Here is a 19730-nt window from a genome sequence, read left to right on the forward strand (position 1 = left end):
CGCTCCGGGGGTGAGTCGTGCCCGATCTGAATCTGACCGAGTCGCGTCTCACGCGGACCTCCGCGGGAACCATGGCGACCGGTTCGCGCACCTCCGTCACCTCGACCTCGGTCCGTCGGCAGCGTCGCATGGTGCGCGCGGTGGTCCGCGTCGCCGAGTGGTGGCGGATCACGACCGAGGCGGTCTCCGCAGCGGTGCGCTGGGCCGGCAGAACGGTGCGCCCCGCGGGGGCGGTGGTCGTGGTCGCCGCGACGATCGGTCTGCTCTTCGGCGTGCTGTTCGGGTGGGTCGAATGGATGGTCGCCGGTTGCGCGGCCCTGCTGCTGCTGCTCATGAGCGTGCCCTTCCTGTTCGGTGCTCGGGCGTACGAGGTCGATCTGGCTCTCGAGCACGAGCGCGTGACGGCGGGCAACGGTGTGACGGGCGAGATCGTCGTGCGCAATGAGAGCGCGAGACCCGCTCTGCCCGGTCGCCTCGACATCCCCGTGGGTCGCGGTCTCGTGGAGTTCGGGGTGCCGTTCCTCCGTCCCGGCCAGCGCTCCACCGAGCCCCTCGAGATCCCACCGCTCCCGCGCGGCGTCGTCCGCGTCGGCCCCGTGACCACGGTGCGCAGCGATCCCGTGGGACTTCTGCGGCGGGAGCACGCCTTCGACGACGTCCACGACCTGTTCGTCCACCCGCGCACCGTGGGGCTGCCCTCCACCAGCGCCGGTCTGGTGCGCGACCTCGAGGGCAACGCCACGCGACGTCTCGTCGACGCGGACATGTCCTTCCACGCGATCCGCGAGTACGCCCCGGGAGACTCGCGTCGTCAGGTGCACTGGAAGTCGACGGCCAAGACCGGCCGGCTCATGGTCCGGCAATACGAGGAATCGCGGCGCTCGCGCATGGCCGTCGTGCTGGCCGCGGCGACTCAGGAATACACCGATGCCGACGAGTACGAGCTCGCCGTCTCAGCCGCGGCTTCCCTGGGCCTGCGCGCTGTCCGCGACGCCCGCGACATCGACATCGTGACCGGGTCGGAGATCCCGCGCGTCGTGAAGGGGCGCCTCCGAGCGATCCGTCACATACCTGTCGCCGCACCGCGCACGATGCTCGACGGCTTCAGCTCCATCGACCGGCACGAGAACACGATGCCCGTCGAGGACGTCTGCCGTCTGGCATCCGAGGCGAACGAACGTCTGTCCATCGCTTTCGTGGTCGTCGGCGCGGCCGTGCCCCTGACCCGCCTCCGTCAAGCGGCCCTCGCCTTCCCCGCCGACACCTCTGTCGCCGCCGTCATCTGCGACGAGCGCGCCCACCCGAGGATGCAGAACATCGCCGGTCTGACGGTATTGACGATCGGAACCCTCGACGACCTCTCCGGTCTCCTCGTCCGCGGAGCGACCTCATGAGCGATCGCCGCAGCTCGCGCGCCGCACCTCGCCGCCGCGCGACGGATCTCCCGCGCTACGCGGCCGCCGCCGCCTACGCGGTGGTCTCTGTCGTCCTCGCCGCTCTCGCCGCGTGGCCGATCTACGCGTCATGGTCTTTCCTCCTGCTCGTGATCGTCGCGGCCGTGGTCGCCGGTGTCGTCGTCGGCGTGGTCTCGTGGCGCCGGTGGAGCGGCTGGACCCTGGCCGCGGGGCTGCTGGGGGCGTTCGCCGTGCTCGCGGTTCCGCTGGCCGTCCCCTCCCGTCTGACGTCGCCCCTCGACGTCCTCCGCGGCCTCGGCGAATCGTTCGCCGGCGTCATCGTCGCGTGGAAGGACCTGGTCACCGTCGATCTGCCGGTCGGGGCGTACCGCAACCTGCTGATCCCCGCGCTCGTCGTCTTCCTGGTGGGCACGGCTCTGACGTCCGCTCTCGCCATCCGAGGCGACCGCTGGGCGCCGTTCGCGGTGGTCAGCGGTCTCGGCATGACCGGTTTCGGGTTGTTCTTCGGCCGCTCGTCGACGAGCGCGCCCCTGTCGGTGGGGCCGGTCGACCTTCCCGCGCCGGTGGAGACCGCGATCGGGCTCAGCGCTCTGCTCGCAGCGGTGCTCTGGCTGGCGTGGCGGGCGCAGGACGAACGCGGGCGCGCTCTCCGTCGCGCGAGCGAGGTCTCGACCGTTCCCGTCGGACCGGGGCGGTCGCGGGCGGATCGACGTCGTCTGGCGCTCGGCGCGGGCATGCTTCTCGTCGCTGTGGCCGTCACCGTCGCGGTGGTGCCCGCTGCGGCTCGGAACGCCGACCGCCAGGTGCTCAGATCGGCCGCGGGACCCGAGCGGCTGATCGCCGAGGCCGTGAGCCCGCTCTCGCAGTACCGGTCGATGTTCTCGGACGCGCGGTCCGACGACGTTCTCTTCCGCATCAGCGGCACAGGGACAGAACCCGACCGCATCCGGATCGCCACCCTCGACACCTACGATGGCGAGATCTTCCGCGCGTCGGGCAACGAAGGGTCCGGCTTCGTGCGCCTGCCGTCGACGCGAGATGCGGGGGAGGGCCGCCCCGTTGAGGCCGACGTCGAGATCGTCGATCTCGGGGGCATCTGGATGCCGACGGCCGGCAGCCTCGCTTCGGCGACGTTCGAGGGGGACCGACGTGGAATCCTCGCCGACCGCTTCTATTACAGTTCGGATGCCGAGGCGGGTGTGCAGACCGCCGACGGCGGACTCGTCGCGGGGGATCGCTACCGAATCGACGCCGTCGAACCCGCCTCCGACGATCTGGCCTCGCTGACCCCGCCCGGTGCGGGAGACGGTGTCGCGGGCGGCGACAACCTTCGACGCTGGGTCCAGGAGCATGCCACCGGCAACGACGGGGCCGCACTGCAGAGCCTCGTTCAGATGCTCCGCCAGCGCGGATATCTCAGTCACAGCTTGGCGCCGGAGGGCGGGCCGATCCCGAAGTGGGCCGCCGCCCTGCAGGGATACCAGCTGCAGCCCAGCGCCTCCGGTCACTCGCTGGCCCGCATAGACCGTATGTTCGAGAGGTTGCTCGAACGAGAGGACGACCCGCGTGCCGCGGCCTCGGGCAACTTCGTCGCGGCCGTCGGAGACGATGAGCAGTTCGCCGTCGCCACGGCCCTGATCGCGCACGAGCTCGGCTTCCCCGCCCGCGTGGTGGTGGGGACGCGGTTGGTGTCGACCGATCCGAAGCTCGCCACGTGCGAGGCGGGGGAGTGCCGTGCGAGCGATCTGACGGCGTGGACCGAGGTGCAGGGTTCCGACGGGCGTTGGGCCCCCATCGACGTGACCCCCCAATGGGAGCAGTCGCCGAGCCTCGAGGTCACCCAGCAGCAGGATCCCGAGAACGTCACCGAGGTCCGCCCCGATACGGTCGAGGAGGTCGTCCCGCCCGAGCCCGTGCAAGAGGACAATTCGACCGACAACGAACCGCGCACCGACGACGGGGTCGACCTCGCCTGGTTGTGGGCGAGCCTTCGTATCGCGGGCATCTCGCTGCTGATCCTGCTCGTCGTTCTCGGCCCTTTCCTCGCCGTCGTCGTGGCCAAGGCTCTGCGCCGGAGGGGACGTCGTCGTGACGCGGATCCCCGTTCGGCGATCGCCGGCGGCTGGGACGAGTACGTCGACGCCGGTATCGACGCGGGACGCACCGTACCGCGCGCGCCCACCCGACGTGAGGTGGCCGAGGCCTTCGCCACCCCGTCCGGCACCGTCCTCGCGGCGGGAGCCGATCGCGCCGTCTTCTCGTCCGAGAACGTCGACCCCGACGAGGTGGAGGACTTCTGGCGCATCGTCGACGAAGAACGCCGTACGTTGAGTCGTCAGCGGGGCTTCTGGCGGCGCCTGCGTGCGGCCGTATCGTTGAGATCGTTCCTGCGGTTCCTCGCCCCACGCCCCTCGAGGCGGGGGTCGCCGCACCGCGACGAGAGGGGGAAGCGCTCCACCGCCCTGGTGGACCGCGATACGACATGACCGATTCGACCATGGTGGTTCTCGGGGCGACGTCGTTCGCTCTCGTCGTCGTGCTGTACGTCTGGCTCGCGCTCGCCCTCTCGGCTCTTTTCCGCAAGATCGGAGAGCCGGGCTGGAAGGCCTGGGTGCCGGTCCTGAACGTGGCGACCGTGCTCAAGGTCGGTGGCTTCTCTCCCTGGCTGGTCCTGCTCAATCTCGTGCCGATCTTCGGTCTCCTCGCCTTCATCGCCGTGTTCGTCGTCGCGATCCACCGCATCAACACCGGCTTCGGCGTCGGGGCCGGACTCACGGTCCTGGGGGCGCTCTTCCCGGTCGTCTGGGCCAGCATCCTGGGCTTCGGCTCCGCCCGCTGGCACGGGGAGCGTCGCACTCAGCGTCCGGACGAGAACTCCGCCCCCGTCCGTCGCGGCAAGGACTTCGAGGGCCCCTACGTGCCGCTCATCGGAGGGTGGACTCCGGAGCAGGCCCCGCAGTCCTCGCCCCCGGATGCCGCGGCCCCGCCCGCCCCGCCCGCCCCGCCCGCGCCCGTGTCCGCGCCGGTCGCCGTCCCGTTCGCCGCTCCGTCGACCCCCCTCGCGGATGCTGTTCCCTCGGTGAACGGATGGGCTCCTCCGGTACACGTCCCGATGGCCGAAGGCGACCGTCCTCGGGTCGAGGACGAACGCCGCTCCGAGCCGCGGGAGGTCGCGCCCGCCACCTCGGTCTTCGACGTGCTCGACGCCCTGCGCGACGGTTCGCCGGAGGACGACCACCGTCCTGAGCCTGCCCCGCCGGCTCCGGCGGAGTCCTCGCGACGCCACGTTCTCGACGCGCCCCCCGCCGACGCTTCCGCACCGACCTGGGCGCCTCCCGTCGCCGTGCCCCCGGCCGCTCCCGAGGCGCAGCCGGCGTCCGTCGAGGAGGTCGAGGAGGAATCCGACGTCGTCGCTCCCTGGGCGAACCCCCCGCGTCGCACCACGGCAGACGCCGATCCCGCTCCCATCGCGGACGTACCGCTCACGCGGCCCGCGCCCGACGCCGTTCCCGCTCCCCGCCCTTCGGTGGCCGCGGCCACGGACGATTTCCCCGAGCTGTCCGAGGCGGTCTCCGCGGTGGCGGAGGCTCCGGATGCCGGCTCCCCGCGTTCCGCCCGCACCTCGGTGTCCGCGCTCTACACGCAACCCGAGGTTCCCTCGGTCTCGGCCGATGAGGACTTCGACGCTCTCGACCGGACCGTCGTCACCCGACGAAAGCGCATCCCCTGGGCGCTCGTGCCGCCGAGCGGGACGCCGGTGGACCTCACCTCGGCGGTCGTCATCCTCGGGCGTCGGCCCGGTCCGGATTCTGCGTATCCGGACGCGCAGCTCGTCGCGATCTCGGACGAGACGCGGACGGTCTCGAAGACCCACGCACGACTCGAACTCCGCGGCGACACCTGGTATGTCACCGACCTGCACTCGACGAACGGCGTGCTGTTCGCCACCCTCATGGGCACCGAGGTCGAGGCCCCTCCCGGCGAGGAGATCGAAGCCGGTGAACGCTTCTTCCTCGGTGACGCGGAGGTGCGCCTCTCACGGAGCGACGCGTGAGCGGTCCGTACGACCGCGCCGACGATCCCGAGGAGGTCACCCTCTGGGCGGGTCGGCTGCGGGCGTGGCCCACTCCGCCCGCCGCTGGAGACGACGAGATCGTCGACGAGACGATCCTGTCGCGTCGCGAGGCCCCGGAAGACGAGACCGCGCGCGCCGCGGCCGACGTTCCCGCGGACGAGACGGTGATCTCCCGTCGTTCCGCTCCGGACGACGACACGGTCCGTTCCCGGACCGATGTTCCCGCGGACGAGACAGTGATCTCCCGTCGCTCCGCCCCGGACGACGACACGATCCGTTCGCATGTCGCGGCTCCCGACGACGCGATCGTGATCTCTTCGGACGGCGCACCTGATGACGCGACCATCGTGTCCCAACCGGCCCCCCGCGCCGCTCCCGAGGCGATCGGCTCCGTCGACGACGAGGTGGGCACGACCGCTCCTCGCGGCGCGGCCGCTTCTCTTCCGGTGGCCTCGCCCGCCGCTCCTGCCCCCGGCCTCGACGAGGCAACGCGACGACCTCCCCACGGCGGGGCGGGCGCCGCCGATCTCGACGACGTCACCCGCCGTCGATCTTCCGCGGAGCCCGGCATCGACGGGGCCACACGCGCGCGCGCTGTTCCGCAGGTCGACGACGACACCGCCTCGGGATCCCGCCGTCGTCGCCGCGAGGCCGCCTCGGCCGCATCCGATCCCCTCGTCGAGGGGGCCGTCCGCGACGCGCGCGTACCGGCGGCTCTTGCCCGCCAGTCCTACGGCCCGCGCCGGGAAGGACCCGTGCGTGTCGAGCGTGCGCCCGCCGTCCGCGTCCCCTCGTCCGGCGACGCCGCGGCGGTGCGCCCGCGGGCGCGCGGGGGTGCGGCCCGCGTCGTCGTTCTCGCATCCGTGATCGTCGTCGTGCTCGTCGCCTCGGTGATCGGGGCTGCGCTGCTGCTGACCGGCTGAGGTTCACGGCATCCGGAAGACTCCCAGCGACCGGACCCGTTCACGTTTGCCCGTGTCCCAGGGAACGCGTATCATTGGCCGGGTGTGCGTTCACGCGCGCCGTGCGCCATGCCTTCGGGTGGGTCGTTCGGATCAACGCTCGCACCATCTCAGGGATCGACCTGCGAACAGGTCGCCCCCACGGCATATCCACCACGAATCGCGCTAGATCATTCTGTCGCGCGGTGGATCACACGTGAGCCCGACACGTCACGAATCGCAAGATGAGCGACATGGCGGGGGAGACACGACGCTGTCACCGTGCAGCACCCTGGGCGTCACCGCGAGGAACGCCCAGCCAATCAAGGAGAGAACGTGCCAACCATTCAGCAGTTGGTTCGCAAGGGCCGCTCGCCGAAGGTCTCGAAGACCAAGGCTCCCGCGCTGAAGTCGAACCCCCAGCAGGCCGGCGTGTGCACCCGCGTGTACACCACGACCCCCAAGAAGCCGAACTCGGCGATGCGCAAGGTCGCCCGTGTCAAGCTGCGCAACGGCACCGAGGTCACCGCCTACATCCCCGGTGAGGGCCACAACCTGCAGGAGCACTCGCTCGTGCTCGTCCGCGGTGGTCGCGTCAAGGACCTCCCCGGCGTCCGTTACAAGATCGTCCGCGGTGCGCTCGACACCCAGGCTGTCAAGAACCGTAAGCAGGCTCGTAGCCGCTACGGCGCGAAGAAGGGCTGAGAAACATGCCTCGTAAGGGTCCTGCCCCGAAGCGTCCCGTCGTCAACGACCCGGTTTACGGCGCTCCCGTCGTCACCCAGCTGGTCAACAAGATCCTCGTCGACGGCAAGAAGTCCATCGCCGAGTCGATCGTCTACGACGCCCTCAAGGGTGTCGAGGCGAAGAACAGCCAGGACGCCGTCGCCACGCTGAAGAAGGCGCTCGACAACGTCCGTCCCACCCTCGAGGTCAAGAGCCGCCGCGTCGGTGGCTCGACCTACCAGGTTCCCGTCGAGGTCAAGCCGCACCGCGCGAACACCCTCGCGCTGCGCTGGCTCGTGAGCTATGCCAAGGGTCGTCGTGAGAAGACGATGACCGAGCGTCTGCAGAACGAGATCCTCGACGCCTCGAACGGCCTCGGTGCCGCGGTCAAGCGCCGCGAGGACACCCACAAGATGGCCGAGTCGAACCGCGCCTTCGCGCACTACCGCTGGTAAAACCCGCGGAGGGTTCGTGACCGACCCCGGTCGCGGACCCTCCGATGGGCCCGGCATCAACCTCCCAACAGGTAAGGAAGACACCCGTGGCACAAGACGTGCTCACCGACCTTCACAAGGTCCGCAACATCGGCATCATGGCTCACATCGATGCCGGCAAGACCACGACGACCGAGCGCATCCTGTTCTACACGGGCGTCAACCACAAGATCGGCGAGACGCACGATGGTGCGGCGACGACCGACTGGATGGAGCAGGAGCAGGAGCGTGGCATCACGATCACCTCCGCTGCCGTCACCTGCTTCTGGGACAAGAACCAGATCAACATCATCGACACCCCCGGCCACGTCGACTTCACGGTCGAGGTCGAGCGCTCGCTGCGCGTGCTCGATGGCGCTGTCGCCGTCTTCGACGGCAAGGAGGGCGTCGAGCCCCAGTCCGAGACCGTGTGGCGTCAGGCTGACAAGTACGACGTCCCCCGCATCTGCTTCGTCAACAAGATGGACAAGCTGGGCGCCGACTTCTACTTCACGGTCGACACGATCGTCAACCGCCTGAAGGCGAAGCCGCTGGTCATCCAGCTGCCGATCGGTGCCGAGAACGACTTCGTCGGCGTCATCGACCTCGTCGAGATGCGCGCCCTGGTGTGGCCCGGCGATGCCAAGGGTGACGTGACCATGGGCGCGAAGTACGAGATCCAGGAGATCCCGGCCGACCTCGCCGACAAGGCTGCCGAGTACCGTCAGCAGCTGCTCGAGACCGTCGCCGAGTCCGACGACGCCCTCCTCGAGAAGTTCTTCGGCGGTGAGGAGCTCACGGTCGCCGAGATCAAGGGCGCCATCCGCAAGATGACCATCAACTCGGAGCTCTACCCCGTGCTCTGCGGTTCGGCGTTCAAGAACCGCGGCGTGCAGCCTATGCTCGACGCGGTCGTGGACTACCTCCCCTCGCCCCTGGACGTGCCCGCCATCGAGGCGCACGACCCCAAGGACGAAGAGATCGTCATCGAGCGCCACGCCGACCGCGAGGAGCCCTTTGCCGCTCTCGCGTTCAAGATCGTGACGCACCCGTTCTTCGGGCGCCTCACCTACATCCGCGTGTACTCGGGTCACCTCGACTCCGGTGCCCAGGTCGTCAACGCGACCAAGGGCAAGAAGGAGCGCATCGGGAAGATCTTCCAGATGCACGCCAACAAGGAGATGCCGGTCGACTCCGTCACCGCCGGCCACATCTACGCGGTCATCGGTCTGAAGGACACCACCACCGGTGACACCCTGTGCGACCCGGCCAACCAGGTCGTCCTCGAGTCGATGACTTTCCCCGAGCCGGTCATCGAGGTCGCCATCGAGCCCAAGACCAAGGCCGACCAGGAGAAGCTGGGTGTCGCCATCCAGAAGCTCGCCGAAGAGGACCCGACGTTCCGCGTCGAGCAGAACTCCGAGACCGGTCAGACCGTCATCAAGGGCATGGGCGAGCTCCACCTCGACATCCTGGTCGACCGCATGAAGCGCGAGTTCAAGGTCGAGGCCAACGTCGGAAAGCCCCAGGTGGCGTACCGCGAGACCATCCGCAAGTCGGTCGAGCGTCACGACTACACCCACAAGAAGCAGACCGGTGGTTCGGGCCAGTTCGCGAAGATCCAGTTCGCGATCGAGCCCCTCGAGGTCACGGCCGACAAGACCTACGAGTTCGAGAACAAGGTCACCGGTGGTCGCATCCCGCGCGAGTACATCTCGCCGACCGACCAGGGCTTCCAGGACGCCATGAACGTCGGCGTGCTCGCCGGCTACCCCATGGTGGGCGTCAAGGCGATCCTCCTCGACGGTGCCTCGCACGACGTCGACTCCTCGGAAATGGCGTTCAAGATCGCCGGCTCCATGGGCTTCAAGGAGGCCGTCCGCAAGGCGAACCCCACGATCCTCGAGCCGATCATGGCCGTCGAGGTGCGTACTCCCGAGGAGTACATGGGCGACGTCATCGGCGACCTGAACTCGCGTCGTGGCCAGATCCAGTCGATGGAAGACGCTGCCGGTGTCAAGGTCGTCCGGGCCAACGTGCCGCTGTCCGAGATGTTCGGCTACATCGGCGACCTGCGCTCGAAGACCTCGGGTCGCGCCGTCTACTCGATGGAGTTCGACAGCTACGCCGATGTCCCGAAGGCCGTCGCCGACGAGATCATCCAGAAGAACAAGGGCGAGTAACACCGCTCTCACGGATGCCGGGAACCCCGGGTTCTGCTCGGGTTCCCGGCATCCGCTCAAACTGAATACCGACTCTCTAGTAATCTGAGAACCATCCCCGCGAAGAACCGGTCGCAATCCAGTGCCCGAGACCTCGCAACCAACGTCCTGAGGAGGACCCAGTGGCTAAGGCCAAGTTCGAGCGGACCAAGCCGCACGTGAACATCGGAACGATCGGTCACGTCGACCACGGCAAGACCACGCTCACCGCTGCCATCTCGAAGGTGCTCGCCGACAAGTTCCCGTCGGCCACCAACGTTCAGCGTGACTTCGCGTCGATCGACTCGGCGCCGGAAGAGCGTCAGCGCGGTATCACGATCAACATCTCGCACGTCGAGTACGAGACCCCGAAGCGTCACTACGCTCACGTCGACGCGCCCGGTCACGCCGACTACATCAAGAACATGATCACCGGTGCCGCTCAGATGGACGGCGCGATCCTCGTGGTCGCCGCCACCGACGGCCCGATGGCTCAGACCCGTGAGCACGTTCTGCTCGCCAAGCAGGTCGGCGTTCCCTACCTGCTGGTCGCGCTGAACAAGAGCGACATGGTCGACGACGAGGAGATCCTGGAGCTCGTCGAGCTCGAGGTGCGCGAGCTCCTGTCGTCGCAGGACTTCGACGGCGACAACGCCCCCGTCGTTCGCGTCTCGGGCCTCAAGGCTCTCGAGGGCGACGAGCAGTGGGTCAACGCCATCGTCGAGCTCATGGAAGCCGTCGACGAGTCGATCCCCGACCCGGTGCGTGACAAGGACAAGCCCTTCCTCATGCCCATCGAGGACGTCTTCACGATCACCGGTCGTGGCACGGTCGTCACCGGCCGCGCCGAGCGCGGTACCCTCGCGATCAACTCCGAGGTCGAGATCGTCGGCATCCGCCCGACGCAGAAGACCACGGTCACGGGTATCGAGATGTTCCACAAGCAGCTCGACGAGGCCTGGGCCGGCGAGAACTGTGGTCTGCTCCTGCGCGGCACCAAGCGTGATGACGTCGAGCGCGGCCAGGTCGTCGTGAAGCCCGGTTCGGTCACCCCGCACACCAACTTCGAGGGCACGGCGTACATCCTGTCCAAGGAAGAGGGCGGCCGCCACAACCCGTTCTTCACGAACTACCGTCCGCAGTTCTACTTCCGCACCACCGACGTGACCGGCGTCATCACGCTGCCCGAGGGCACCGAGATGGTCATGCCCGGTGACACCACCGAGATGTCGGTCGAGCTCATCCAGCCGATCGCAATGGAAGAGGGCCTCGGCTACGCGATCCGTGAGGGTGGCCGCACCGTCGGTGCCGGTACCGTCACCAAGATCCTCAAGTAAGTCCTTCCAGACTTCACTCGGCACAGGCCGGGCCTTCGGGCCCGGCCTTTGTCGTCGCCGGATGTGCTCTACACCACTCGCACTCGATGCCCGCGGGGGTTTCGGTTGTCGCTACCCACGGTCAAGATCGAACTGGGGTCGGCGTGCCAGCCGACCGAGTCTGCGAAGGAGATGCACATGGGAGTGGACGACATCATCGCCAAGGGCAAGAAGCTCCTCGACGAGAACCGCGACAAGATCGAAGAGGCGCTCAAGAGCGAGAAGGCCGAAGAGGTCAGCGACAAGGTGCTCGACGGAGCGGCCGACGCGATCAAGAAGATCGTTCCGGAGGAACATCACGCGAAGGTCGACGAGACGCGCGCGAACGTCGACAAGCACATCGGTAACGCCTGACAAACCCGGGCTGGAGTGGCGCCGTCCCCGATGATCCGGGGCGGCGCCGCTGTCGTTGAGCGAGCGGTTTGCTGTGCATCGGCCGGGCGCGACACGCCCGGGTTTGCGACTCGCCCGAGCGGTACGTAGACTAGTCCAGTTCCACATTCCGGTGCGTGCTCGGCGCGCGCCAGGATCACTGTCAGGGCAGTGCACAGGCGGCGCGAGAGCGCAGGGTCCTGGGCCGCGGGCAGCAGAACATCACACCGAAACCCCTTCATCCCTCTGTGGGATTCGCGCGCGTGCGTGCGAGGGGCGGGCCGGATGCCAAGTCCTCCGGTTTGACAGCTGAACAGGGTGCAGCATCTCTCGCGAGAGCGAGGGGAAGTGCCAGGGCGCGAGAGCGCCACCGTGCGTCCAATGCCCCAGGTCGGGTAAGACGCGAGAAAGAGAGAGAGCAGACAATGGCGGGACAGAAGATCCGCATTCGCCTGAAGTCGTACGACCACGCTGGGCTCGACTCGTCGGCCCGCAAGATCGTCGACACCGTGACCCGTGCCGGCGCCACCGTGGTGGGCCCGGTTCCCCTGCCGACCGAGAAGAACGTCGTGTGCGTCATCCGGTCGCCCCACAAGTACAAGGACAGCCGCGAGCACTTCGAGATGCGCACCCACAAGCGCCTCATCGACATCATCGACCCGACGCCCAAGGCCGTCGACTCGCTGATGCGCCTCGACCTTCCTGCCGATGTCAACATCGAGATCAAGCTCTGAGGTTCGACATGGCTGACATCAACTCCAAGATCTCCAAGGGCCTCCTCGGCACCAAGCTCGGCATGACCCAGGTGTGGGACGAGAACGGCAAGCTCGTTCCCGTCACCGTCATCGAGGTCGCTCCGAACGTCGTGACCCAGCTGCGCTCGCTTGAGAAGGACGGCTACAACGCTGTTCAGATCGGCTACGGCCAGATCGACCCCCGCAAGGTGAACAAGCCCCTGACGGCTCACTTCGACGCCGCGGGTGTCACCCCGCGCCGCCACCTCACCGAGGTGCGCACGGCCGACGCCGCGGACTACGCGCTGGGCCAGGAGCTCACCGTCGACGGTCTGTTCGAAGCCGGCCAGCTGGTCGACGTCGTCGGTACCAGCAAGGGCAAGGGCACCGCCGGTGTCATGAAGCGCCACAACTTCAAGGGTGTGTCCGCTTCCCACGGTGCGCACCGCAACCACCGCAAGCCCGGCTCCATCGGCGCGTCGTCGACTCCGAGCCGCGTCTTCAAGGGCATGCGCATGGCCGGCCGTATGGGTGGCGAGCGCGTGACCGTCCTCAACCTCACGGTGCACGCCGTCGACGCCGAGAAGGGACTCATGCTCGTCAAGGGCGCCGTCCCCGGTGCTCGTGGCCGCATCGTCTACGTCCGCAACGCAGTGAAGGGTGCCTGATCATGGCTGACTCGACTCTCGCGCTCGACGTCGTGAAGGCCGACGGCAAGAAGGCCGGCTCTGTCGAGCTGCCCGCCGCGCTCTTCGACGTCAAGACGAACATCCCGCTCATCCACCAGGTCGTCGTGGCGCAGCGCGCCGCGGCTCGCCAGGGAACGCATTCGACCAAGCGTCGTGGCGAGGTCTCGGGCGCCGGCCGCAAGCCCTTCAAGCAGAAGGGTACGGGTAACGCCCGCCAGGGCTCGATCCGTGCGCCGCACATGACCGGTGGTGGCATCGTCCACGGGCCCAAGCCCCGTGACTACAGCCAGCGCACCCCCAAGAAGATGATCGCGGCTGCCCTCCTGGGCGCGCTCAGCGACCGTGCTCGTGGGCAGCGTCTGCACATCGTCGACAGCTTCGCCATCGAGGGTGCGCCCTCGACCAAGGCCGCCGCTGCCGCGCTGAAGGCCTTCGGCGCCGTCAAGAACGTCCTCGTGGTCATTGATCGCGACGACGAGCTGACGATCAAGAGCGTGCGCAACCTCGCGTACGTCCACGTGCTGACCGTCGGGCAGCTGAACACCTACGACGTGATCGTCTCCGACGACATCGTCTTCACCAAGGCCGCCTACGACGCCTTCGTCGCGTCGAAGTCGGGCGCCACCGAGGAGGTCTCGGCATGACCACCGTCAACAAGGACCCGCGCGACATCATCCTGAAGCCGGTCGTCTCCGAGAAGAGCTACTCGCTCATCGACGAGGGCAAGTACACCTTCCTGGTGGACCCCCGTTCGTCGAAGACCGAGATCAAGCTCGCGATCGAGAAGATCTTCGGCGTCAAGGTTGCTTCGGTCAACACGATCAACCGCGTGGGCAAGGCCCGTCGCACCCGTTTCGGCATCGGCAAGCGCAAGGACACCAAGCGCGCCATCGTCTCGCTGAAGTCGGGCACCATCGACATCTTCACGTCTGTCGGCTGACGGTCGGGATAGAGGACAAGAACAATGGCTATTCGCAAGTACAAGCCCACGACCCCCGGTCGCCGCGGCTCGTCGGTGGCCGACTTCGCCGAGATCACCCGATCGACGCCCGAGAAGTCGCTGCTGCGCCCGCTGTCGAAGACCGGTGGCCGCAACAACCAGGGCCGCATCACGACCCGTCACATCGGTGGCGGACACAAGCGTCAGTACCGTCTGATCGACTTCCGTCGTAACGACAAGGACGGCATCGACGCCAAGGTCGCCCACATCGAGTACGACCCCAACCGCACCGCGCGCATCGCGCTGCTGCACTACGCAGATGGCGAGAAGCGTTACATCCTCGCTCCCGCGAAGCTGTCGCAGGGCGACGTGGTCGAGTCGGGTGCCGGCGCTGACATCAAGCCCGGCAACAACCTGCCGCTGCGCAACATCCCCACCGGTACCGTGATCCACGCGATCGAGCTGCGTCCCGGAGGAGGTGCGAAGATGGCCCGTTCGGCCGGCGCCTCCGTGCGTCTGGTCGCGAAAGACGGCCCTTACGCACAGCTGCGTCTGCCCTCGGGCGAGATCCGCAACGTCGACGTGCGCTGCCGCGCCACGATCGGCGAGGTCGGCAACGCCGAGCAGTCGAACATCAACTGGGGCAAGGCCGGCCGCATGCGCTGGAAGGGCGTCCGCCCGACCGTGCGTGGTGTCGCCATGAACCCGGTCGACCACCCGCACGGTGGTGGTGAGGGTAAGACCTCCGGTGGTCGCCACCCTGTGTCGCCGTGGGGCAAGGCCGAAGGCCGCACCCGCCACGCGAACAAGGAGAGCGACAAGCTCATCGTCCGCCGTCGCACCGCCGGCAAGAAGCGCAAGTAGGAGTAGAGGAAGATGCCTCGCAGCCTTAAGAAGGGCCCCTTCGTCGACGAGCACCTGCTTCGCAAGGTCGTCTCGCAGAACGAAGCCGGTTCGAAGAACGTCATCAAGACCTGGTCGCGCCGTTCGATGATCATCCCCGCCATGCTGGGACACACCATCGCCGTGCACGACGGACGCAAGCACATCCCCGTGTTCGTGACCGAGACCATGGTCGGCCACAAGCTGGGCGAGTTCTCGCCCACCCGCACCTTCCGCGGCCACGTGAAGGACGACAAGAAGGGCCGTCGCCGCTAAGGCGACCGAGGAGGAGAGAGAAATGGTGGAGTCCATCGCACGTGTGCGACACATCCGCGTGACCCCTCAGAAGGCTCGTCGCGTCGTCGCCCTCATCAAGGGCAAGCAGGCCGAAGAGGCCCTCGCGATCCTGAAGTTCGCGCCCCAGGGCGCGAGCGAGCCGATCTACAAGCTCGTCGCCTCGGCCATCGCGAACGCTCGCGTCACGGCCGACAAGACGAACGAGTACCTGGACGACGCAGACCTGTACGTGAAGAACGCGTACGTCGACGAGGGCACGACGCTCAAGCGTTTCCAGCCCCGCGCTCAGGGTCGTGCCTTCCAGATCAAGAAGCGCACGAGCCACATCACGGTCGTGCTCGCGACGCCCGAGACCGCTGAGGCGGCTCCGGCGCGCGCCAACAAGAAGGCGAGCAAGTAATGGGACAGAAAGTCAACCCGTACGGCTTCCGCCTCGGCATCACGACTGACCACGTGTCGCGGTGGTTCTCGGACTCGACGAAGGCCGGTCAGCGCTACGCCGACTACCTCGCCGAGGACATCAAGATCCGTCGCCTGCTGACCACGTCGCTCGACCGCGCCGGCGTCAGCAACATCGAGATCGAGCGCACGCGTGACCGCGTCCGCGTCGACATTCACACCGCCCGTCCGGGCATCGTGATCGGTCGCCGCGGCGCCGAGGCCGAGCGCATCCGTGCCGACCTCGAGAAGCTCACCGGTAAGCAGATCCAGCTGAACATCCTCGAGGTCAAGAACCCCGAGGCCGACGCTCAGCTGGTGGCTCAGGGTGTCGCCGAGCAGCTCACGGCTCGCGTGGCTTTCCGCCGCGCCATGCGCAAGGGTCTCCAGGGCGCGCAGCGTGCCGGCGCAAAGGGTGTTCGCATCCAGGTGTCGGGCCGCCTCGGCGGCGCCGAGATGAGCCGCTCCGAGTTCTACCGCGAAGGCCGTGTGCCCCTGCACACCCTGCGCGCGAACATCGACTACGGCTTCTACGAGGCCAAGACCACCTTCGGCCGCATCGGCGTGAAGGTCTGGATCTACAAGGGCGACCTCACCAACAAGGAGCTCGCCCGCGAGCAGGCCAACGCGCCCAAGTCGCGCGGTCGTGACGACCGCGGTGGCGACCGTCGTCGTGGCCCTCGCAACGAGGCCCCCGTGGCAGAAGGAGCGTCGGCGTAATGCTCATCCCCCGCAAGGTCAAGTACCGCAAGCAGCACCACCCCGGACGCTCGGGCCAGGCCACCGGTGGCACCCAGGTGTCGTTCGGCGAGTTCGGGATCCAGGCGCTGACCCCCGCGTACGTGACGAACCGTCAGATCGAGTCCGCTCGTATCGCCATGACGCGTCACATCAAGCGCGGCGGAAAGGTGTGGATCAACATCTACCCCGACCGCCCCCTCACGAAGAAGCCCGCTGAAACCCGCATGGGTTCCGGTAAGGGTTCGCCGGAGTGGTGGGTCGCCAACGTCAAGCCGGGCCGCGTCCTCTTCGAGGTCGCGGGAGTCGACGAGCAGCTCGCTCGTGAGGCCCTGACCCGAGCAATTCACAAGCTGCCCCTGAAGGCACGCATCATCAAGCGCGAGGAGGGCGACGCGTAATGGCGATCGGCACCAAGCAGCTCGCCCCGAGCGAGCTCGACACGTTCGAAGACCAGCGCCTCGTCGAGGAGCTGCGTAAGGCCAAGGAAGAGCTGTTCAACCTGCGCTTCCAGTCGGCCACCGGCCAGCTCGACAGCCACGGACGCATCCGTGCAGTCAAGCGCGACATCGCGCGTCTGTACACGGTGATCCGTGAGCGCGAGCTCGGCATCCGCGCCACCCCGGCCCCGGTCGAGGCGACCAAGGCGAAGAAGAGCAAGGCGAAGAAGGCGGACTCCGCTGACGACGCCGCGAAGGAAGAGGCGGAGTAATGGCTACCGCGAAGAAGGCCGAGGCGCAGGTCGTCGGTCACGAGCACTCCGAGAACGACGTTCGCGACGAGAACGCCCGCGGTTACCGCAAGGCGCGTCGTGGATACGTCGTCAGCGACAAGATGGACAAGACCATCGTCGTCGAGGTCGAGGACCGTGTGAAGCACCCGCTCTACGGCAAGGTCATCCGCCGCACGTCGAAGGTCAAGGCTCACGACGAGTCCAACTCGGCGGGCATCGGCGACCTCGTCGTCATCAACGAGACCCGTCCGCTCAGCGCCACCAAGCGCTGGCGCCTGGTCGAGATCCTCGAGAAGGCCAAGTAAGCCTCGCGGCTTACTTGGAACCCAAGGAGTAAACAGTGATTCAGAACGAATCCCGGCTGAAGGTCGCCGACAACACCGGCGCCAAGGAGCTGCTCACCATCCGCGTGCTCGGTGGCTCCAACCGCCGTTACGCCGGCCTGGGCGACGTCATCGTCGCCACGGTCAAGGACGCGATCCCGGGTGGAAACGTCAAGAAGGGCGACGTGGTCAAGGCCGTCGTCGTCCGTGTCGTCAAGCAGACCCGCCGTCCCGACGGCTCGTACATCAAGTTCGACGAGAACGCCGCCGTGATCCTGAAGAACGACGGGGAGCCCCGCGGCACCCGCATCTTCGGACCGGTCGGTCGTGAGCTTCGCGACAAGAAGTTCATGAAGATCGTCTCGCTCGCCCCGGAGGTCATCTGATCATGGCGAAAATCAAAAAGGGCGACCTGGTTCAGGTCATCTCGGGTGCCAAGCCCGAGCGTGGCGGCGACCGCGGGAAGCAGGGTAAGGTCCTCGAGGTCCTGACCGAGCAGAACCGCGTCATCGTCGAGGGCGTGAACTACGTCACCAAGCACAACCGCGTGGGCCAGTCTCAGCGCGGCACCAAGACCGGTGGCATCGAGACCTTCGAGGCCCCGATCCACATCTCCAACGTCGCGCTCGTCGACCCCTCGACCAAGAAGCCGACCCGCGTCGGTCACCGCGTCGAGGAGCAGGTGAAGGACGGCGTCAAGCGCACCGTCCGCGTGCGCTTCGCGAAGAAGTCAGGCAAGGACCTCTGAACATGAGCACCTCGACTGCCGCGGTGGCTGGCAAGATCCAGCCCCGCCTCAAGCAGAAGTACAACGCCGAGATCAAGAAGGCGCTGCAGGACGAATTCGGCTACGCGAACGTCATGCAGATCCCCGGTCTGGTCAAGGTGGTCGTGAACACCGGTGTCGGCGAGGCTGCTCGCGACAGCAAGGTGATCGATGGCGCGGTCGAAGACCTCACCAAGATCACCGGTCAGAAGCCCATCGTCACGAAGGCCCGCAAGTCCATCGCACAGTTCAAGCTGCGTGAGGGCCAGGCCATCGGCGCGCACGTCACCCTCCGCGGTGACCGTGCGTGGGAGTTCGTGGACCGCCTGGTCAACCTCGCCCTGCCCCGCATCCGCGACTTCCGCGGTTTGTCGGCCAAGCAGTTCGACGGCAACGGCAACTACACCTTCGGTCTCCAGGAGCAGTCCGTGTTCCACGAGATCGACCAGGACCGCATCGACCGCGTGCGTGGTTTCGACATCACGATCGTCACCACCGCGAAGACCGACGACGAGGGCCGTTCGCTGCTGCGTCAGCTCGGGTTCCCGTTCCAGTCGGCCGACGCGCAAGCCTGACACCCAGGGCCCCCGGGGTTTCCGGGGGCCCTTCATCGAAGGTCGACTGTCGCGTAACGGCAGCCGAAACCTCATGATCGAAAGAAGCAACACATGACGATGACAGACCCGGTCGCAGACATGCTGACCCGTCTGCGCAACGCGAACTCGGCGCACCACGACTCCGTGTCGATGCCGAGCTCGAAGCTCAAGACGAACATCGCCGCCATCCTCAAGCAGGAGGGTTACATCGCCGACTGGAACGTCGAAGACGCTCGCGTCGGCCAGACCCTCAACATGACGCTGAAGTACGGCCCGAACCGCGAGCGGTCGATCGCCGGCATCAAGCGCGTGTCGAAGCCCGGCCTCCGCGTGTACGCGAAGTCGACCGAGGTCCCCACGGTCCTCGGTGGCCTCGGCGTCGCCATCCTGTCCACCTCCTCCGGTCTCCTCACCGACCGTCAGGCCGAGCAGAAGGGCGTCGGCGGGGAAGTCCTCGCCTACGTGTGGTGATCTGACATGTCGCGTATTGGACGTCTTCCCATCGACATCCCCGCCGGCGTCACCGTTTCGGTGAACGGCCGGGAGGTCTCCGTCAAGGGCCCCAAGGGCGAGCTCGCGCTCACCGTGGCACAGCCCCTCGAGGTCGCGGTCGAAGAGAACCAGGTTCTCGTCACCCGGCCCGACGACGAGCGCGAGTCGCGGTCGCTCCACGGCCTGACCCGCACGCTCATCAACAACAACATCATCGGTGTCACCCAGGGCTACACCAAGGGCCTCGAGGTCGTCGGCACGGGTTACCGCGTGGCGCAGAAGGGGAGCTCGGTCGAGTTCGCCCTCGGCTTCTCGCACCCCGTCCTCATCGACCCGCCCGCCGGGATCACCCTCACGGTCGAAGGCAACAACAAGCTCACCGTGAGCGGCATCGACAAGCAGGCCGTCGGCGAGGCCGCTGCCAACATCCGCAAGATCCGTAAGCCCGAGCCCTACAAGGGCAAGGGTGTGCGGTACGCGGGCGAGGTCGTGCGCCGCAAGGCCGGAAAGAGTGGTAAGTAGC

24 protein-coding genes and 1 pseudogene are annotated in these 19730 nt (G+C 67.4%); all 25 read left to right on the plus strand.

From position 1 onward, the window contains the following. The first annotated feature begins 17 nt into the window (after positions 1-17). The 25 genes and pseudogenes from NE358_RS02350 to rplF all read left to right on the plus strand — a co-directional run bounded on the left by NE358_RS02350 (position 18) and on the right by rplF (position 19729). The gene (locus NE358_RS02350) at positions 18-1394 is read left to right on the plus strand and encodes a DUF58 domain-containing protein (RefSeq protein WP_246078089.1); all 1377 of its coding nucleotides are present in this window, start codon (positions 18-20) and stop codon (positions 1392-1394) included. Next, positions 1391-3901: a transglutaminase TgpA family protein gene (locus tag NE358_RS02355; RefSeq protein ID WP_141376617.1), complete on the plus strand. Its 2511-nt coding sequence runs from the start codon at positions 1391-1393 to the stop codon at positions 3899-3901. Before NE358_RS02350 ends, NE358_RS02355 begins: the two co-directional genes overlap by 4 nt. Further along, entirely contained in the window at positions 3898-5469 is a 1572-nt protein-coding gene (locus NE358_RS02360; RefSeq protein ID WP_289941013.1) for a DUF5684 domain-containing protein, read from the plus strand. The genes NE358_RS02355 and NE358_RS02360 overlap by 4 nt, the downstream gene beginning before the upstream one ends. Then, entirely contained in the window at positions 5466-6413 is a 948-nt protein-coding gene (locus tag NE358_RS02365; protein WP_289941015.1) for a hypothetical protein, read from the plus strand. The genes NE358_RS02360 and NE358_RS02365 overlap by 4 nt, the downstream gene beginning before the upstream one ends. Before the next feature lie 354 nt (positions 6414-6767). Further along, the gene (gene rpsL / locus NE358_RS02370) at positions 6768-7136 is read left to right on the plus strand and encodes a 30S ribosomal protein S12 (protein WP_013584051.1); all 369 of its coding nucleotides are present in this window, start codon (positions 6768-6770) and stop codon (positions 7134-7136) included. 5 nt (positions 7137-7141) lie between these two features. Continuing rightward, positions 7142-7612: a 30S ribosomal protein S7 gene (gene rpsG, locus NE358_RS02375; protein ID WP_013584050.1), complete on the plus strand. Its 471-nt coding sequence runs from the start codon at positions 7142-7144 to the stop codon at positions 7610-7612. Between the two features lie 86 nt (positions 7613-7698). Continuing rightward, the gene (gene fusA / locus NE358_RS02380) at positions 7699-9813 is read left to right on the plus strand and encodes an elongation factor G (RefSeq protein ID WP_056226235.1); all 2115 of its coding nucleotides are present in this window, start codon (positions 7699-7701) and stop codon (positions 9811-9813) included. A gap of 161 nt (positions 9814-9974) precedes the next feature. After that, positions 9975-11168: an elongation factor Tu gene (tuf, locus tag NE358_RS02385; RefSeq protein ID WP_056226238.1), complete on the plus strand. Its 1194-nt coding sequence runs from the start codon at positions 9975-9977 to the stop codon at positions 11166-11168. 177 nt (positions 11169-11345) lie between these two features. Then, entirely contained in the window at positions 11346-11561 is a 216-nt protein-coding gene (locus NE358_RS02390) for a hypothetical protein (protein ID WP_103206784.1), read from the plus strand. Between the two features lie 443 nt (positions 11562-12004). Continuing rightward, complete coding sequence (gene rpsJ / locus NE358_RS02395; RefSeq protein ID WP_013584016.1) at positions 12005-12313, plus strand: 30S ribosomal protein S10; 309 nt, start codon at positions 12005-12007, stop codon at positions 12311-12313. 8 nt (positions 12314-12321) lie between these two features. Next, the gene (rplC, locus tag NE358_RS02400; protein WP_056226244.1) at positions 12322-12981 is read left to right on the plus strand and encodes a 50S ribosomal protein L3; all 660 of its coding nucleotides are present in this window, start codon (positions 12322-12324) and stop codon (positions 12979-12981) included. A gap of 2 nt (positions 12982-12983) precedes the next feature. Continuing rightward, positions 12984-13646: a 50S ribosomal protein L4 gene (rplD, locus tag NE358_RS02405; protein WP_103206783.1), complete on the plus strand. Its 663-nt coding sequence runs from the start codon at positions 12984-12986 to the stop codon at positions 13644-13646. Next, complete coding sequence (gene rplW, locus NE358_RS02410) at positions 13643-13942, plus strand: 50S ribosomal protein L23 (protein WP_056226248.1); 300 nt, start codon at positions 13643-13645, stop codon at positions 13940-13942. Before rplD ends, rplW begins: the two co-directional genes overlap by 4 nt. 24 nt (positions 13943-13966) lie before the next feature. Continuing rightward, positions 13967-14806, plus strand: a complete 840-nt coding sequence (rplB, locus tag NE358_RS02415) for a 50S ribosomal protein L2 (RefSeq protein ID WP_013584012.1) — start codon at positions 13967-13969, stop codon at positions 14804-14806. A gap of 12 nt (positions 14807-14818) precedes the next feature. Then, entirely contained in the window at positions 14819-15100 is a 282-nt protein-coding gene (gene rpsS, locus NE358_RS02420) for a 30S ribosomal protein S19 (protein ID WP_013584011.1), read from the plus strand. A gap of 22 nt (positions 15101-15122) precedes the next feature. Further along, positions 15123-15521 carry a 50S ribosomal protein L22 gene (gene rplV, locus NE358_RS02425; protein ID WP_013584010.1) on the plus strand — a complete coding sequence of 133 codons (399 nt, stop codon included), beginning with the start codon at positions 15123-15125 and terminating at the stop codon, positions 15519-15521. Beyond that, positions 15521-16279 (plus strand): 30S ribosomal protein S3, encoded by a 759-nt coding sequence (gene rpsC / locus NE358_RS02430; RefSeq protein ID WP_013584009.1) that lies wholly within the window; start codon positions 15521-15523, stop codon positions 16277-16279. Before rplV ends, rpsC begins: the two co-directional genes overlap by 1 nt. Continuing rightward, complete coding sequence (gene rplP / locus NE358_RS02435) at positions 16279-16698, plus strand: 50S ribosomal protein L16 (protein WP_056226254.1); 420 nt, start codon at positions 16279-16281, stop codon at positions 16696-16698. Before rpsC ends, rplP begins: the two co-directional genes overlap by 1 nt. After that, on the plus strand, positions 16698-17009 hold the full coding sequence (gene rpmC / locus NE358_RS02440; protein ID WP_103206782.1) for a 50S ribosomal protein L29: 312 nt from the start codon (positions 16698-16700) through the stop codon (positions 17007-17009). The genes rplP and rpmC overlap by 1 nt, the downstream gene beginning before the upstream one ends. An 86-nt stretch (positions 17010-17095) precedes the next feature. Beyond that, a pseudogene (gene rpsQ / locus NE358_RS02445) lies at positions 17096-17335 on the plus strand (30S ribosomal protein S17); the annotation flags it as partial. A 35-nt stretch (positions 17336-17370) separates the two neighbouring features. After that, entirely contained in the window at positions 17371-17739 is a 369-nt protein-coding gene (gene rplN, locus NE358_RS02450; RefSeq protein ID WP_013584005.1) for a 50S ribosomal protein L14, read from the plus strand. A gap of 2 nt (positions 17740-17741) precedes the next feature. Continuing rightward, on the plus strand, positions 17742-18101 hold the full coding sequence (gene rplX, locus NE358_RS02455) for a 50S ribosomal protein L24 (protein WP_094736303.1): 360 nt from the start codon (positions 17742-17744) through the stop codon (positions 18099-18101). Between the two features lie 23 nt (positions 18102-18124). Then, entirely contained in the window at positions 18125-18694 is a 570-nt protein-coding gene (gene rplE / locus NE358_RS02460; protein WP_499318582.1) for a 50S ribosomal protein L5, read from the plus strand. Positions 18695-18787: 93 nt separating this feature from the next. Further along, on the plus strand, positions 18788-19186 hold the full coding sequence (gene rpsH / locus NE358_RS02465) for a 30S ribosomal protein S8 (RefSeq protein WP_094736305.1): 399 nt from the start codon (positions 18788-18790) through the stop codon (positions 19184-19186). A 6-nt stretch (positions 19187-19192) separates the two neighbouring features. Beyond that, complete coding sequence (gene rplF, locus NE358_RS02470) at positions 19193-19729, plus strand: 50S ribosomal protein L6 (RefSeq protein ID WP_103206779.1); 537 nt, start codon at positions 19193-19195, stop codon at positions 19727-19729. Position 19730: the final 1 nt, after the last annotated feature.

This window comes from Sphingomonas sp. G5 (assembly GCF_052660795.1).

Coding starts and splice junctions, on each gene's coding strand:
- NE358_RS02355 (WP_141376617.1), top strand. CDS start 1,391: ATGAGCGATCGCCGCAGCTCGCGCGCCGCACCTCGCCGCCGCGCGACG.
- NE358_RS02360 (WP_289941013.1), top strand. CDS start 3,898: ATGACCGATTCGACCATGGTGGTTCTCGGGGCGACGTCGTTCGCTCTC.
- rpsG (WP_013584050.1), top strand. CDS start 7,142: ATGCCTCGTAAGGGTCCTGCCCCGAAGCGTCCCGTCGTCAACGACCCG.
- NE358_RS02390 (WP_103206784.1), top strand. CDS start 11,346: ATGGGAGTGGACGACATCATCGCCAAGGGCAAGAAGCTCCTCGACGAG.
- rpsJ (WP_013584016.1), top strand. CDS start 12,005: ATGGCGGGACAGAAGATCCGCATTCGCCTGAAGTCGTACGACCACGCT.
- rplC (WP_056226244.1), top strand. CDS start 12,322: ATGGCTGACATCAACTCCAAGATCTCCAAGGGCCTCCTCGGCACCAAG.
- rplD (WP_103206783.1), top strand. CDS start 12,984: ATGGCTGACTCGACTCTCGCGCTCGACGTCGTGAAGGCCGACGGCAAG.
- rplW (WP_056226248.1), top strand. CDS start 13,643: ATGACCACCGTCAACAAGGACCCGCGCGACATCATCCTGAAGCCGGTC.
- rplB (WP_013584012.1), top strand. CDS start 13,967: ATGGCTATTCGCAAGTACAAGCCCACGACCCCCGGTCGCCGCGGCTCG.
- rpsS (WP_013584011.1), top strand. CDS start 14,819: ATGCCTCGCAGCCTTAAGAAGGGCCCCTTCGTCGACGAGCACCTGCTT.
- rplV (WP_013584010.1), top strand. CDS start 15,123: ATGGTGGAGTCCATCGCACGTGTGCGACACATCCGCGTGACCCCTCAG.
- rpsC (WP_013584009.1), top strand. CDS start 15,521: ATGGGACAGAAAGTCAACCCGTACGGCTTCCGCCTCGGCATCACGACT.
- rplP (WP_056226254.1), top strand. CDS start 16,279: ATGCTCATCCCCCGCAAGGTCAAGTACCGCAAGCAGCACCACCCCGGA.
- rpmC (WP_103206782.1), top strand. CDS start 16,698: ATGGCGATCGGCACCAAGCAGCTCGCCCCGAGCGAGCTCGACACGTTC.
- rplX (WP_094736303.1), top strand. CDS start 17,742: ATGGCGAAAATCAAAAAGGGCGACCTGGTTCAGGTCATCTCGGGTGCC.
- rpsH (WP_094736305.1), top strand. CDS start 18,788: ATGACGATGACAGACCCGGTCGCAGACATGCTGACCCGTCTGCGCAAC.
- rplF (WP_103206779.1), top strand. CDS start 19,193: ATGTCGCGTATTGGACGTCTTCCCATCGACATCCCCGCCGGCGTCACC.